The organism is Hominisplanchenecus faecis (assembly GCF_020687205.1).
GTDB classification, from domain to species: domain Bacteria; phylum Bacillota; class Clostridia; order Lachnospirales; family Lachnospiraceae; genus Hominisplanchenecus; species Hominisplanchenecus faecis.
This window is the reverse complement of the sequence record NZ_JAJEQE010000028.1, coordinates 1-15,690: the sequence shown is the minus strand read 5'-3', so window position 1 is coordinate 15,690 and position 15,690 is coordinate 1. Positions and strand designations below refer to the sequence as shown.

General features: G+C 46.3%; 11 protein-coding genes. 1 reads left to right on the top strand and 10 read right to left on the bottom strand.

Features of this window, described 5'->3' with window-relative positions; all coding sequences use genetic code 11:
• Nucleotides 1–2 precede the first annotated feature (2 nt).
• The 8 genes from LKD42_RS08950 to LKD42_RS08915 all read right to left on the bottom strand — a co-directional run bounded on the left by LKD42_RS08950 (nucleotide 3) and on the right by LKD42_RS08915 (nucleotide 8,021).
• Entirely contained in the window at nucleotides 3–1,055 is a 1,053-nt protein-coding gene (locus LKD42_RS08950; RefSeq protein ID WP_022119513.1) for a metallophosphoesterase family protein, read from the bottom strand.
• A gap of 17 nt (nucleotides 1,056–1,072) precedes the next feature.
• Entirely contained in the window at nucleotides 1,073–2,023 is a 951-nt protein-coding gene (locus tag LKD42_RS08945) for a serine O-acetyltransferase (protein ID WP_022119512.1), read from the bottom strand.
• Nucleotides 2,024–2,183: 160 nt separating this feature from the next.
• Complete coding sequence (locus LKD42_RS08940) at nucleotides 2,184–3,605, bottom strand: DUF6034 family protein (protein WP_248835480.1); 1,422 nt, start codon at nucleotides 3,603–3,605, stop codon at nucleotides 2,184–2,186.
• A 9-nt stretch (nucleotides 3,606–3,614) separates the two neighbouring features.
• Nucleotides 3,615–5,009 (bottom strand): sensor histidine kinase, encoded by a 1,395-nt coding sequence (locus tag LKD42_RS08935; protein ID WP_248835479.1) that lies wholly within the window; start codon nucleotides 5,007–5,009, stop codon nucleotides 3,615–3,617.
• 1 nt (nucleotide 5,010) lies between these two features.
• Entirely contained in the window at nucleotides 5,011–5,670 is a 660-nt protein-coding gene (locus LKD42_RS08930) for a response regulator transcription factor (protein ID WP_147631904.1), read from the bottom strand.
• Nucleotides 5,671–5,733: 63 nt separating this feature from the next.
• Entirely contained in the window at nucleotides 5,734–6,321 is a 588-nt protein-coding gene (locus LKD42_RS08925) for a Maf family protein (protein WP_248835478.1), read from the bottom strand.
• A gap of 118 nt (nucleotides 6,322–6,439) precedes the next feature.
• Entirely contained in the window at nucleotides 6,440–7,498 is a 1,059-nt protein-coding gene (locus LKD42_RS08920) for a branched-chain amino acid aminotransferase (RefSeq protein ID WP_283094988.1), read from the bottom strand.
• A 127-nt stretch (nucleotides 7,499–7,625) separates the two neighbouring features.
• A complete protein-coding gene (locus tag LKD42_RS08915; RefSeq protein WP_248835477.1) occupies nucleotides 7,626–8,021 on the bottom strand; it encodes a hypothetical protein in 396 nt (131 codons plus the stop codon).
• Between the two features lie 359 nt (nucleotides 8,022–8,380).
• On the opposite strand from LKD42_RS08915, the gene LKD42_RS08910 reads away from it, so the two are divergent.
• The gene (locus LKD42_RS08910; RefSeq protein WP_022119505.1) at nucleotides 8,381–8,890 is read left to right on the top strand and encodes a Gx transporter family protein; all 510 of its coding nucleotides are present in this window, start codon (nucleotides 8,381–8,383) and stop codon (nucleotides 8,888–8,890) included.
• Between the two features lie 149 nt (nucleotides 8,891–9,039).
• Here LKD42_RS08910 and LKD42_RS08905 read toward each other — a convergent pair whose 3' ends face one another.
• A complete protein-coding gene (locus tag LKD42_RS08905) occupies nucleotides 9,040–15,228 on the bottom strand; it encodes a glycoside hydrolase family 2 TIM barrel-domain containing protein (RefSeq protein ID WP_248835476.1) in 6,189 nt (2,062 codons plus the stop codon).
• Nucleotides 15,229–15,380: 152 nt separating this feature from the next.
• A partial coding sequence (locus tag LKD42_RS08900; RefSeq protein WP_248835475.1) for a hypothetical protein occupies nucleotides 15,381–15,690 on the bottom strand: 310 nt, incomplete at its 5' end.

Here is a 15,690-nt window from a genome sequence, read left to right as displayed (position 1 = left end):
TTTTATCCTCTCATCTCCAGCAGTGCATGTATTCCGTAATACAATGCCTTTCTCTCTGTATCACTCATGTCTTTATGATACAGAGTCTGGATGTATCTTCCGGCAATATCGCCCGCATGGACACGCATAAGCCGTTCAAAATCATAGTCCGGAACGCTCTCATCCTGTACGCTTACGATATTTCCAAGCTTCCTGCAGGCATCCAGATCGTATACAATATCCGGATCACGATATCCCTGCAGAAGCACTTTATAAATATGCTGCATTCCCTTTGCTGCCATCCGCATCCGCACTGTCTCCTGAAATGCCAGGTTGGTCGGACATTCTTTCGTATCCAGCTCAAGTGGGATATACTCTCTGCACGCCCACGGCACAAACGAAATACTCAGCTTGCCTTCGTTATATTCCCCTTCAATAAAGCCATGAGGACCGATATCATTCTGGTCGATCGGCTCTAACGCCCCGGCATACGCCATACGGTCCGGCTCTATCATCTCCGGTCTGTGGATATGTCCAAGTGCAATATAGTCAAAGCCCGACAGAAGCAGCTTTTTGCGGTCGATCGGAATATGCTTTGCATCTCCGCCGTGCCCGAGCAGAATGGAAAAACCGGCCTTTTTCTCCGGCTGCAGATCATTATATTTCGGCTCTTTGATCTCCCTTGTATGGTAACTTAATCCATACACTTCCGTATCCAGATCCTCAAACACGACACTTTCACATTCCTTGCCCCGGAGGCAGGTCACATTCTCACTCCACGGAAAATCCAGATAGTACGAGTCTACTTTCAGGTAATCATGGTTTCCTATGATAAACACGACTTTTGTTTTTTTCAGCGTGGAAAACAGATAGTTGACTTCTTTGAGCTCGCGCATCAGTGGCTGTCTGTGAAACAGATCTCCTGCGATCAACAGCAGATCCACTTCCTCTCGATCTGCCTTTGCCACAACACTGCGAAAGCTCTCCCAGATCTCGCTTCTGCGTTCTTCACTCCACGCAAAACCGGCATCCGGGATCGCTCCCAGGTGTGTATCTGCTATATGAAAAAACTTCACGATACTACTCCTTTTCTTTAGTCCTCTTCTTTGCGGTTGAAGAATCCTTCCTGACCGAGCTCAGATGCCTTTCTGGAGCGGTCTTTAAACTGCAGTTCCGGATTTTTGATGCTGACTCTCGTCTGAGCCGGTACGGAAGATGTGATAAATGCATTACTTCCGATCACCGCTCCGGTGCCGATCACGGTCTCTCCGCCAAGGATCGATGCTCCGGAATATACGGTTACGTTGTCTTCCAGGGTCGGATGACGTTTCACACCGCGAAGGCTCTGTCCTCCTCTGGTGGAAAGTGCACCAAGTGTCACACCCTGATAAATCTTGACATATTTTCCAATCACCGTGGTCTCACCGACCACAACACCGGTACCGTGGTCGATAAAAAAATATTCTCCGATCGATGCTCCCGGATGGATGTCGATCCCGGTCAGGCTGTGTGCATGTTCGGTCATCATACGCGGGATCAGCGGCACACCGAGCAGATAGAGTTCATGTGCAATACGGTTGACCGTGATCGCATACATACCCGGATAAGAAAAGATGACTTCATCGGTGTTAAACGCAGCCGGATCGCCCTCGTATCCTGCCTGGACATCGGTCGCCAGCACATCACGCAGCTTCGGGATCTTCTCCAGAAAACGGTGCGTGATCTCTCTTGCACTTTCCATCAAGGTCTCTTTATCCGCCTCACGGTACTTGCTGCTGTGCGGCAGTGCCATCATGACCTGCTTGGTCAGGTTATACTCTATGTTTTCCAGAAGTTCTCCGACATGATATTCGATCGAATCTTTTCGAAGATTTTTTATCTCAAAATAGCCCGGAAAAAGGATCTTGCGAATCATTTCCAGAAGGTCGTTGACACTCTCACTGTTGATCCGGCTGCGGCAGTCGATGTTTTGAATGACCGGATATTTATCATAACTTTCCAGAACAGCATTTACAAGATCTTTGATTTCTCCATATTTTTGCATACGATTTCTCCTTCTTTCACTTCCTAGATAGTAAGGATGTTGGTGTCAAAAGTCCCCAACTATGATGCCTACGGATTGTTCCGTGCGTCGCACTCCCACAATCCTAGCATCATAGTAAGAGTATAACAGAGTTTTCCCCTCAAGGCAATCTGAACCGTAATTATAATTCATTTCCCCAGTCTACGATGGTTCCGTCGTTTGCATTGATCGTAAGCAGACTGTCTGTCCGTTCCTGTCTCAGGTAACACTGCACCCAGAGATCATCCGTATCGGTCAGTAGCTGTTCCGTCTGCGGACTGCTGTAAGTACCGATAAAATCCCAGACCGGGATGATCTGCTCTTTTTTCTTTTTTCCGTCTTTGTCTTCGGTTTCAATCCTGCGGTATCCAAGCCGGATCGTCTGAATGGTCGCGGAAACCTCCAGACCGTTGCCGGAGAGCATCTCGAGAATATACTGTTTGGTGATCGATTTCTGAAAGACCTGCAGAATATCTGAAAACGGAAGCAGAAAAACTCCTCCGCCCTCATTTTCTTCTACGATACATGGGTTGATCCAGGTCACTTCTGCAAGACCTTCATCATCAAAGGTAATATAAAAGCTTTCGGCTTCCCGGCTCGGTTTCCAGTTTTCCGTCCCTGATCCTGTTCCGTCGTATCCCTCTCCCTCGTTTTCCGGGGAAGCCATATCCAGATTGCCGCCCAGTCCGAACAGGATATCCCCTGACAGGCTGTGGTCTGTGCTCTGGTTGATCCGTGCTTCGTCCACCTGCCTTGTATAGTAAAACCTCCAGCCCATTTTCTGCTCCGAGGCTCCGGTATCGCCTGTTTCCGTTTCTTCCCCGGTATTTTCATTCACAGAATCTTCCGTACAGTAAACCGCCCGTGACTGCATAAAATGAAACTCTTCTGCAAGTCCCAGCGTCTGAAGCAGAGCATCTGCTTCTTTTCTCATCCGTTTTCTTCCAACCTTTGTATGCAGAATTTGCCAGCTGTCATCCCTGCTCCACGGTACATATTCACATTCTTCCCTTCTGAGTGAAACACCGGATTCTTTGTAGCCGTCTTCCAGCAGATTCTGCATTTCAAACTGATACACTTTCTTGCCTGCCGCCGCCCAGGAAGCATACGGATCTGTCATATTCACCATTCCGCTAAGCTCCTGCTGTGCCCGCCAGGGAATTGTATCTCCCTTGTCGTTTTTCAGCGGCTGTCCCTGCGTCAGGATATGGATCCAGCCATTCATATCTTCCTGCGTGAAATAGCGTGTCTTTGCCTTGTAGATCTTCATGCTGTTTCCCTGCGGGAGATAAACACTCGCCTGAAGATCCACATGAATCTTACCTTCTTCCACACTCAGCATACAGGGACTCGCTGCCTGTACCTGTTCTGCTACGCTGACATTTTCCACTGCCTCTGTGCCGGAAGAATAAGAACGGATACGCTCTCCGGTCTCTGTCTCTTTTTCCTTTACAATACAGTCATCTTCCGATGTTTCCATACAACCGGTCAGAAATCCTGCAGCCATCAGGATCATTCCAATCCATACGATCCTTCGTAAGATTCGTTTTTTTGCCCTTTTCATTTTTTCTCCTTACTGTTCTTCCGAAAAGATCACCCGGATCTGCGTACCGACGCCCGGTTTGCTTTTGATCTCCATCTTTGCACCATGAAGCTTCACGATTTGTGTGCAAAGTGCAAGCCCCAGCCCGATCCCGCCTGCTTTTTTGCTTCTGGATTTGTCAACCATATAAAAAGCCTCCGTGATCTTCGGAATCTCTTCTGCCGGGATTCCTCTTCCGTGGTCTTCCACCAGAATGCATGTTCCGGCTGCTTCAACATAAATGGTATCACCTTCTTTGGAAGCTTTCATGGCATTATCGATCAGATTCACCAGAAGACTCTCCATCAGATCCATGTCCATGAGCAGAACGGTGTCATCGCTCCTGGTTTCCAGTGTGATCCCCTGTTCTTTCAGATGATACTTCTCAAGCTCCGCCACTTTTCCGATCAGCTGTCTGACCGGATGCTTCTCCATATGGATCGTCTCGTTGTTGTAAAGCTCCAGCAGATTCATCATCTTCCCGGAAAGTCGCTCCAGACGGCGACACTCATTGTTGATGTGCGTCAGTGCCTTTTTCTGCTGTTCTTCGTTGATCCTCACATGCAGAAGCGTATCCGAATAGCCGATGATGGAAGTCATCGGCGTTTTCAGCTCGTGTGCCAGACTGCCAAGAAGCTGTTTCCTTCGCTCAGAAACCTGTGCCAGCTCCTCCATCTGACATTCTATCTGGTCTGCCATCTGATTAAAAGAGACGCTCAGTGCCCCGACCTCGTCATTGGAACGCACACGTACACGGCGATCCAGCTGTCCCTGGCTGATCGCACCGGCTGTCTCTCTTAAGTCACGCAGCGGTTTTAACATTCTTCGTATCATCCAGAACACCGCATTGATCGCCACCGCAACGATTGCACCCAAAATGATCAGGAACATGCCGATCTGCGTCAGCACATTGTTATAAATTTCCGAAATATCCCGCACCAGCAGAAGCTGATACGATGTATTTTTACTGTCTGAAAGCGGGATCTTCTGTCCGACGATCATCAGATGTCTGCCGTTTTTCTGCTGAAAAGCTGCCACCGGCTCATAGGAATCAAACTGTTCAAGCCGGTTTCCGGTCAGCTCGAAATTCGTGGTATTCGCTGCAAGCTGCCAGTCCTGAAGCAGCATGTAATCTCTGCTGCTGTATCTGCGCAGCAAAAACTGGAGATAAGCTTTCCTTGCGGTGTCGCTCATCTCCTCCGTAGCTGCATTTTCAAGACTCTGTCCCAGTGCATAAGCGGTTGCACGCACCTGTCGTGACGCTGCACTTGATGTCTGCCTGATGTTATAATTTGATGTCTCATACACTGTGATCCCACCGTAAACTACCATGGAGATCAAAAGAATCGCTGCCGTGAGCAGAGATATTTTCTGCCAGAGCTTCATACTACTCCTCCAGTCGATATCCGATCTTCGGAATGGTCTTGATGACATCCGACAGATCCAGTTTCCTGCGAAGCTGTCCGATATGTACATCGATCGTCCTTGTCTCACCCAGATAATTGCTGCCCCATACTTCATTCAGCATCTGTTCTCTGGTAAATGCCACATTTTTATTCTTTGCCAGTAATACCAGCAGATCATATTCCATCGGCTTCAGACTGACTGTCTGCCCGTTTCTGGTCACTTTATGCTCTGATAAATGGATCTCCAGATCTTTCACCTGTATGATCTCTTTTTGCTTTCCGGTACGCTCCAGCACTTTCTCCACACGCACCAGCAGCTCCAGAACCTCAAACGGTTTGACGATATAATCCTCTGCTCCCGATCTCAGTCCCTTGATCTTGGAATTTACATCTGCCTTAGCCGTGATATAAATGACCGGTATGCCATGTTCTTTCATAACTCCGAGAAGTTCAAAGCCGTCTTTGCCCGGCAGCATAATATCCAGCAGTGCCAGGTCAAAATTCTCCTCTTTCTCCAGTGTTCCCTCAACTTCATTGCCATCCAGAACCGGAACCACTTCGTAGCCGGTCACTTCCAGATTCATACAGATCAGCTCTGAAATCGCCGTATCATCCTCTACCACAAGAATGCGGTTTGCCATAATTCTCTGCCCCCGTACTTCTACATTTTATAACTGCCCGCCATCGGTGCAGTTACCCAGCTTTCATTCTTTCCGGTCATCCTCCGCTTCCAGGCTCTTTAATTCCCGGCAGAGTCTGGAAATCGGAAGTCCGACCACGTTATAATAATCTCCTTCAATTCTTTCTACGAAAATTCCTGCACGTCCCTGTATTCCATAACTGCCTGCCTTGTCAAACGGCTCCCCGGTGGCAATGTACGCTTCGATCTCCTGATCACTCATCGATGTCATAAAGACATCGGTCCTTTCATGAAATGACCGGATGATCTTTTCATCCCCTTTTTTCTGTAACAGTGTCACGCCCGTATAAACCTGATGCTTCTCTCCCTGAAGCATGGCAAGCATCTGATGTGCATCTTCGGCATCTTTTGGTTTCCCAAGTACTTTGTTTCCTTTGGCAACGATCGTATCTGCCCCGATGATCACAGCATCTCCTGTCACGGCTTCTGCAACTCCCTTTGCTTTTGCAAGTGACAGCTCTTCAACGATCTCTTCCGGTTCTTCTTTTGTGATACATTCTCTGGTACTGCCGATCAGTATCTCAAAATCGATCCCGGCCTGTTCTAAAAGCTCACGCCTTCTCGGCGAAGCGGATGCAAGTACAATTCTCATACAGTCCTCCTGTCGCGGTGCTGCCTGCGGCAACCCAAAAGAACCACCCCTCGCTATTACTATAACAAAGAGCGGTTCTTAAAATCTTCTAATTTTTGTAAACAAAATGTAATTTCCGTTAGCGGATTACCTTAATCCATCCTTCCGGTGCTTCCAGACGACCCATCTGGATACCGGTCAGTGTCTCATACAGTTTTTTGGTAACCGGTCCCATCTCTGTCATACCGCTTGGCATGCAGATTTCTTTGCCGTGATCTACGATCTTTCCAACCGGTGAGATAACAGCGGCTGTTCCGCAAAGTCCACATTCTGCGAAATCTTTTACTTCATCGAAGTAAACTTCTCTTTCTTCTACTTCCAGTCCCAGATATTCTTTTGCAACATAAACAAGAGAACGGCGTGTGATAGAAGGCAGAATACTGTCTGACTTCGGAGTTACAACCTTGTTGTCTTTTGTAACGAACAGGAAGTTTGCTCCGCCTGTCTCTTCTACTTTGGTTCTTGTAGCCGGATCCAGATACATGTTCTCGTCAAATCCCTGACGGTGTGCATCCATGATCGCATGCAGGCTCATGGCATAGTTCAGACCTGCTTTGATATGTCCGGTTCCTCTTGGTGCTGCACGGTCGAAATCGCTGACACGGATCGTGATCGGCTTTACGCCGCCCTTGAAGTACGGTCCGACCGGTGTACAAAATGCACGGAACTGGTATTCATCAGCCGGTTTTACACCGATAACTGCATTTGTTCCGAACATGTACGGGCGGATATATAAAGTAGCACCTGAGCCGTATGGCGGTACATAATCTGCATTGGCTTCTACCAGTTTTACGATTGCATCTACGAAACGATCTTTCGGGAATACCGGCATTTCCAGTCTTTTTGCGGAATTCTCCATACGCTCTGCGTTGAGGTCCGGGCGGAATACAACGATACGTCCGTCTTCTGTTGTATATGCTTTCATACCTTCGAATACCGTCTGTGCATACTGCAATACACAGGCACACTCACTGATTGTAACCATGTCATCGGTACTTAATGTACCCTCATCCCAGGCACCGTTTTTAAAATTTGATACATAGCGATAGTCTGTTTTTACATAGCCAAATCCAAGATTTGACCAGTCAATATTTTTTCCCATGTTATCCTCCTGACGCCTTACCTGCTGCTTTTTCAATCCATAAATACTGGTACAACAGTCCGACAAAATATTTTTGATATGTTTCTAAGTATAATACTTTTTTCTGTGATGCACAAGCATATTTCCTGCAATTTTTAGCAAATTCATGCAAAAATTGCAAGAATCAGGTCCGTTTGATAAATTTACTGCGGCAGGAAGGACAGGTGATCTCGATTTTTCCCTTCCCTCTCGGGACACGGATTTTCTGTCTGCAATGCGGACAGCGGTAGATTTTGTGTGTTTTGGAATCGCTGATCACACTTTTCTCCCCTTTGCAGAACCGGACAACCTTCTCTTTTGTGTCCATATACATACGCTCTTCTTCGCATCGTTTCCGGATATTTTTGGAAAACATGCGGTAATACATCCAGATCAGCAGAATCCAGCTGACATAGTTCAGTGCCGATGCCCGCAGCAGACCGGAAAGCAGGACGCATACCAGTGCTCCCACCAGTAAAAACCGGGAAAAATGGTCGATCCCATATCTGCCCTGCATAAATTTTTCGAATTTCTGTCTCATACTATACCCTTTCTTCTGACCCGATCTTTCTTTTGACCTTATCTTTCTCTTTCTTTTACACCGCTCTGATCCGCCTGAGGCTATATCAGAAAACGCAATGGGTCATACGTGATTTTTGTCTCTTGACTCATCTTAATACTCCGCCCGCAGAAAATCAATAAACTGCCTATTAAATAATTCTAAAGTTGCATCCCTTTCTTAACATCGTAAAGCCGAGTGCATGTGAGACGTCTCACTGCTGCTCCAATATTTCTCCAAAGTTACGCCGAAGTCTCTTGCCAGTGTCCGTATGTTTTGTTATAATGCAGTTAGTTTTGTCAAACTATGTCGCCCGATCGGGCGACGGAATGGAGTTTTGTATGAAAGTAAAACATATGACGTTTCTGGCAATGTACACGACCATTGCCCTGACGATTTTTGTGGTGGAGGCAATGCTGCCGCCGCTCGCCCCGATCCCCGGGATCAAGCTGGGACTTGCCAATGTCGTTACGCTGTGGCTTCTGTATTATGCTACCTGGAAGGATGCTCTGTGCGTACTTCTGATGCGTATCCTGATCGCCAGCATGGTGACCGGGCAGATGGTATCCTTCTCCTACAGCCTGTGCGGCGGTCTGTTCTGTTTCGTGGCCATGGCACTGCTCTTTCGGCTGCTCGGGAAAAAGCACATCCCTTTTATCAGCGTGATCGGTGCCCTTTTCCATAACCTCGGTCAGATCTGTATCGCCATGGTGATCCTTCGCTCGGCAAGTATTCTTGTTTATCTGCCGATGCTGACCATCAGCGGAATTCTCACCGGAGCATTCACCGGACTGTGTGCATGGTTTGCATCCAGAAGGCTTCGAAAAGACCAGGTGTGGTTTATCCGCTGATCCACGGCTTTCAGAGACATATATGCCTGGATATCCTGAACTGCTGTAACAAAAACAGAGTCCCGAAAACGGGACTCTGTTTTTGTTTTGCAGCTTTTCATCCTGGATGATGCCTGCGAATCGCTCTGACACAAAGGACAATTGCATCCTTATTTTGTTTTCTTATAAGATGCCTTCTTTACGCCTGCTTTTTTCAGAGCTTTTTTCAGCTTGTTCAGCTGTGATTTTTTCATCTTCTTCGGTACTTTCACCGTTACTTTTGATTTTCCGGACTTGAATGCATTCTTTCCAACGCCCGGTGCTTTGATTCCCTTGAAGGTGATCGTTGCCAGTTTCTTGCATTTGTAGAAGCTGCTCTTGCCAATGCTCTTGACATTTGCTCCGATCACAACGCTCTTCAGTCTGGATGCATTTTTGAATACATTGTTTGCAACTGCGGTTACTTTAAAGGTGTATCCGTCAATGGTCACCGTTGCCGGAATCGTTACAGTCTTGACCGTTTTCTTCAGAAGCTTGCTTACTGTTACCGTACCATTCTTAGCATCTGATTTTGTTACTTTGAATGCCAGTTTGCCGTCAGCACTCTTATGAACAGATCCTTTTGCCGGAACTTTCTTCGGTACATCTGGTTTTTCTGTCTCCGGAGCCTTTGTCTCGGTCTGCGGAGCTTTTGTTTCTGTTTCGCTGTCCGGTTCTTTGGTCTCTAGCTCGTTATCCTTTGCCTTTACGTTGATCTCAACCGTTGCTTTCACATCCGGTCTTGCCGCACTGCTTACGGTAATCACTGCTTTTCCTGCTGCCTTTGCGGTTACCACACCTGCATCACTGACTTCTGCGACTGCTTTATCACTGGATTCATATTTCAGATCTTTGCTGTCTGTAGTATCTTCCGGAGTGATCACTGCGGTCAGTTTTGCAGTTTCGCCGACTTTCAGTTCGCTCTTGTCTGCTTTTACAGAAACTCCTGTGATTGGTTTTTCCACAACCGGTTTACCGTTTACTTTTACTGCGATTTCTGTATATACATCGCTGTCTTTTACAGAAACTTTGATCTTGGTCTCACCGGCTTTAACTGCTGTTACATTGCCTTTGTCATCTACCGTTGCTATGGTTTCATCTTCGGATGCAAAGGTAAGCTCGCCTTTTGCATAATATGGTGCGATTGCTGCACTTACCTGTGCACCTTCTTCTTCTTTCAGTTCCAGTGCATCTGTGGAAACGTTTACACCGGTTGCTTTGGTATCGATGTTATTGTAGCTGTAATTATCGAAATCATACCACAATACAGTCTTTTCATTATCTGCTTTGTAAGTTCCGTTATCCAGATCATCTTTGCTCAGTGCTGCTGAGTAAACGCGGATGTTCTTCAGATATCCGGAAGAAAGACGTTGTGTCTCCGGACAATATCCGATACCAAGCGGATAGGTCGTTGTATCTACGCTTCCAACATTCTGTGTGGTTACCATTTCTTTTCCTTCTACATAAACAGAAATATTGTTTCCATCGTAAACTGCTGCTACATGCAGCCACTGGTTCATTTCTTCTGAAGTAAGAGGAACCTGTACGGTCTTCCAGCTTCCATTCGTATTCTTGATAAAGAAGTACGCCGTCTGCTCAGAAACACGGAATGCCGCACTGCTGTCACCTTTTGATGCGATCATATTGTAGTCAGCACCACTGTATCCTACATTATTCGGATTAAATACAGCTTCAATTGTAAAGGCTTTATTTCCCCCGATCAGACTGTTGAAGGTTTCATCTGCTGTTTCTCCGGTTACATCTGCATAACCTTTCAGAGCAATTTCGCCGTCTTTTTCTGCCAGATCTGCTGTGGATACGCCACTGATATCCATGTCATAACCATTTGCACTCTGATCTTTTACAACAACGGCTGCATTTTCGGTATCTGCAAGTTTCTGTGCCAGTGCGATTGCCTCCTGCAGTTTCCGGTAACGGATCTCTCCTACGATTGCTTTGCCTTCCTCTGTGAGTGCATTGTAAGATACAAGCATTTTCCGGAGTTCTTTTGTGTCACTGCCTGTTACCAGAATACCATCGATTTTATCGCTCAGTTCTTTTGCTGCACTCTGGATGATATCATCCTCAGAAACAGATGCCACCGTGCGGTATGCACGTGTTACATCCATCGGATCGCTGTCATTTGTGGTATATGGTACCATGGTGTACTCATAAGTATAAGCTTTGTTATTTGGAAGCAGGTATGCGGAAAGTGTATCCTGACCGCAGCTCTTGTTTCCGGTTCCCTGTGAACGATAGTTTACTGTCAGGATCGTGGAATCCAGTTTGGTCAGTTCATATGGATGCTGTGCCTGATCCAGATCATCTACTGTGAAATGCAGTGCAGACGCTTCTACCGTATCGGTTGCTGCGATTGCCATTGCACTCTTTGCAGATGGATTGGTTACGCTGATCCATTTTACTCCGGTTACGGTACCGGTATCCTGTGTATCCAGGTACGGATAGAACATTCCGGATACGGTGTTGCTATATCTTCCAACCGTTGCGAAATCTTCTCTGTCCCACATGGCCTCTACCGGGCCGTTACCATACCATTCTACGTTTTCATATCCTTCCGGCAGTTCCATAACAGTACCGATACGGATATAACGTCCAAGGCTTGTTCCGGTTGCGTCTACGGTTGCATCTACAGTCACTGCACCGCTTCCGTCTACCGTATAAACCATGGTCTGTTTCAGGTTTGCCTGGCTTGCACTTGCCAGTGTCACACGGATCGTCTTCTGTCCTGCATCGTTTGTTCCGACCGCAATATCAGAAGCCGTTACATTTTTGTTGACATTCTTCCAGTTTCCGTCGTAGTTACCGTTATCGTTGTTGAGAATACCTCTCCAGTAATTCGGAACCGGTCCGCTTGTCAGCAGAGTCTCACCTTTGTATACATAATTTTTCAGTCTTCCGGTTGCTTTTTCTACTTCAAAGCCAAAATCGGTACCGGAAACTTTGATCACATCTTCTGCACTGTCATCTATGGTTACGTTTGTGTTGATCGTCGGTTCTACTTTTGTAACTTCTGCCGGGATCTGGAACTGCTCGTAAGCAACTTCGTGTCCTGCTTTTGCCCATTCGGTATCCTCTTTGAGCTGTACAGACAGGTTCAGATAATACTCTGCTCCTGCTTTCTTTTCTTCCGGCATAGATGCACGATACGGAACTTTGATGCTTCCGCTCTCTCTGCCTGCGATGTTGGTATCTTCCGCAGAAAGTTTACCGGAGCCAATCTCTTTTCCGTCTTCCGTCAGTGTCCATGTCACGTCAAAATCATTCAGATTCAGGAAGTTATTTTCATTGTAAACATCGATGCTCTCGCCGAGCAGCATGCTGTCATCTGTGCTAAACCATACGCTCTGATACTGATATTTTACTTCATAAAGTTCCGGTTGAACATCTCGATCCGGAGATACCAGACCGTTTACACAGAAGGAGTTGTCGTTCGGGCTTTCGCCGGAGTCTCCGCCGTATCCATAGAAGTTGCCTTTGATTTCATCAGAGTACAGATTTGCATGAGCATCTTTCTCTGCATAGTAATCATATGGTTTGGAAGATTCATCAACGGTCAGGCCTGCAAAATCTGCCCACAGAAGTACATCATCAGATTTCTCTGTGATTGCCGGTGTCGTGCCGTTCTGAGCTTTGATCTCCTCCAGGGACAGTGCTCTGCTGTAAACGCGGCCCATAGAAATTTCACCGTCAAAGGTTCTTCCGTTATCGGCACTGCATCCTACACCAAGTGCCACGCTGCCAGATGCGATGCTTGTATTTCCATTTCCTTCTCCTAAAAGGACTCCATCGCAGTAGATCTTGATTGCACCTTTATCGTAAGTTGCAACAACCTGATGCCAGTTTCCTACCCAGTTATCCGGTTTTTTCGCTGTTACAGAATTCCAGCTGTTATTGTAGTAAGCAAAGAACTCCAGCTGTTTACTGCTGTTTGTCTTTAATGCAAACTGATGGTCACCTTTTGCGATCAGAACCTTATCTGCTCCGTCCGATGCCGGTTTGCAGATAACTTCTACGGTAAAGCTCTTGCCGCTTCCGGAGAGTGCTTCGTTGTATTTGTCACTTTCAAACAGTGCATATCCATTTGCACTCTTGCTTGTCAGTGCTCCGCTTTCCGGATTTTCATTGACACTGGAAATGCTTGCAGATCCTGTTACTCCGTCTTTCTTATCGGTTACGACATAAGCTTTCGGCAGGTTGTCAAGACTTAACATTCTGGACTGGTCAACCCAATCCCAGATAAATCCGCCGAGCATATTGTCGGAAGAACGGATCGCATCCCAGTATTCTTTCAGGTTACCAACCGCATTACCCATCGCATGGTCATATTCACACAGAACATATGGCATATTTGCTGCTGCTCTGGAATACAGGGTATCAACACTTGGGTACATATTGCTTCGCATATCGGTTCCATTGTTTCCATCCGAAGATTCTGAATGAATCGGTCTTGTACTGTCGTTGTTCTTGAAGTACCAGATCAGATCATAGAACATGCCATTTGCATAAGAAGCACTGCTGCTGTAATAATTTTCGTTTCCGGTTGACCACATAACGATGGAAGTGCGGTTTTTCAGTCTGTTGAATGCGGTAACCGTACGATCCATTGCCAGGTTCTTGAAGTTTACCTGTTTTTCTCCCTGATTCATCAGTGCATGAGATTCCAGGTTGGTCTCACCCATCACGTAAATACCGTATTTATCACACAGATAATACAGATACTCGTCGTTGCTGTAGTGAGAGGTACGCAGTGCATTTAAATTGTACTGTTTCATCAGTTTAATGTCTTCTTCCTGTGTCTCATGCGGTACATATTTGCCGTATTCCGGATCGGTATCATGACGGTTTGTACCTTTGAGCAGAAGCTGTTTACCGTTGATTGTGATCGGTTTGTACTCAGAATCAGTTGTGGTACGATTACCATTTGTATCTACTTCTGATTTTGTAAACTCGATCTCACGGAATCCAAGCTGCTGGGAAACGCTTCCCATGTAGGTGCCTGTCTTGGAATCGTACAGGGACAGAACCATCGTGTACAGATTCGGCGTCTCAGCAGACCACAGTTCCGGTGAAAGAACCAGTTTGCTGCCAGCTGCCGAAACGCTGCCGTCGGTATCACCGTCTGCTGCCGGAACGGTATCCAGATCCATGGTCATATCATTTACAAATACATTTCCGTCCTGGTCATAGAGACGTACATCCACTTTGTAACCTTCTGCTGCCGCTGTGGAAGCATTGGATACGGTTACATTCAGATCCATTTCTGCATTTTCATAATTCTCATCCAGATCTGTTTCTACCTTGTAGTCCTGGATATGTACCAGTGGTGCGGAATACAGATATACATCACGGAAAATACCGCCATCATAATACATATCCTGATCTTCCATCCAGGTACCGTCACAGAATTTGTGAACTTCAACTGCCAGAAGGTTGTCGCTTCCGTCTGTTGTCAGATAATTGGTAATATCAAAGCTATGTGGACTGTAGCTGTCCTCGCTGTATCCTACTTCTTTGCCATTTACATATACATAATAGGAAGATTCTACGCCCTGGAAGGAAAGATAAACTCTTCCGTTTGCTGCCTTCATGTCATCGGTCACCTTAAAAGTCTTGCGGTAAAGACCTACCGGGTTATAATTTGCCGGTGCATTCGGGGCACTGACATTACTGTCATATTTTGACTGCCAAGGCATAGTTACATTAGTATAGATAGAAAAATCAAATCCCTGTCTCGTCCAGCTGCAAGGAAGCTGCAGATTTGTTTTCCAGTCGTTCGTCGTTGCTTTGTAGTCGGTCTTATAGAAATCTTTGTATGCATCACCCTGTGCGAGTGCCTGGTTCTGTAACACAACAAGTGACCAGTCCGCCTGATCCTTCCCTGTTAAGAACTGTACATATTTTGACGCTGCTTTGTCGTAATCTTTTGCACCTTTGATTGCTTTCTCTACGCTGTCATACACCACATTGGTTGTTGCAAAAGTGCTTGCCTGTTCTGTGTTGATGCCATATACATCTGCTGCTTTGACCTGATTGCCATCCACATCGGTATAGGTTTCTCCAGTCCATTCTTTGTGCGTGAATTTTGTTTTGTCCACGTCGGATGTTACTTTTGCGGCCTGATTTGGGACAGCTGTTTTTGTCCACGGGTCGGTGTAGCTGGCATTGGTGTTGGACTTACTGTCTGCCTGCGTCTGCAGTGCAGACTCGGATGCTGCTTCAGCTGCAGGTGCTGCACTTACTGCCTGTCCTGCGATCATGGAAGCCGCCAGGGAAAATGCCATAACTTTTCTCCACTTCATACTTCTTGCTCCTTTCTTTTTGCATCTTTTGAAGCTGCAGTCTGCAGCTTCCTTCTAATGCATGCTCTAACAAAAATTTCAGTCCGCTTTCACCGGACTTAGTAAAATTTTACCATATTATTCACAATTTGTCCATAACATTTCTATATATTTTACAATGTTTTACCAGATTTTTCACTAAACTTTTCACTATTTTTCAGTAATTCGCACAAAAAAAGTGCGACATTTTTGTCACACTTTTTTCCATAAGATTTCAATAACAGTCGCATGTGCAAATGAACGGTATCGTAAAAAGTAGTGCATAAAACAATACAGCCATGATGAACCCAAAAACAAATCGCTCTGACGATAGCAAGGCTTCCGTCGTGAGGTTTGCGATGTTGCCGCCCCAAAGAGCCGCTGTCTGAGCCTCGAAGAGGCGAGTTTAGGCGAAGGGCGGCTAACAGGCGAGCGAACCGAACA

What these genes read in the sequence shown, in the direction of transcription:
- LKD42_RS08945 (WP_022119512.1), bottom strand. Translation starts at nt 2,023, where the DNA reads ATGCAAAAATATGGAGAAATCAAAGATCTTGTAAATGCTGTTCTGGAA.
- LKD42_RS08905 (WP_248835476.1), bottom strand. Translation starts at nt 15,228, where the DNA reads ATGAAGTGGAGAAAAGTTATGGCATTTTCCCTGGCGGCTTCCATGATC.
- LKD42_RS08925 (WP_248835478.1), bottom strand. Translation starts at nt 6,321, where the DNA reads ATGAGAATTGTACTTGCATCCGCTTCGCCGAGAAGGCGTGAGCTTTTA.
- LKD42_RS08940 (WP_248835480.1), bottom strand. Translation starts at nt 3,605, where the DNA reads ATGAAAAGGGCAAAAAAACGAATCTTACGAAGGATCGTATGGATTGGA.
- LKD42_RS08915 (WP_248835477.1), bottom strand. Translation starts at nt 8,021, where the DNA reads ATGAGACAGAAATTCGAAAAATTTATGCAGGGCAGATATGGGATCGAC.
- LKD42_RS08935 (WP_248835479.1), bottom strand. Translation starts at nt 5,009, where the DNA reads ATGAAGCTCTGGCAGAAAATATCTCTGCTCACGGCAGCGATTCTTTTG.
- LKD42_RS08930 (WP_147631904.1), bottom strand. Translation starts at nt 5,670, where the DNA reads ATGGCAAACCGCATTCTTGTGGTAGAGGATGATACGGCGATTTCAGAG.
- LKD42_RS08910 (WP_022119505.1), top strand. Translation starts at nt 8,381, where the DNA reads ATGAAAGTAAAACATATGACGTTTCTGGCAATGTACACGACCATTGCC.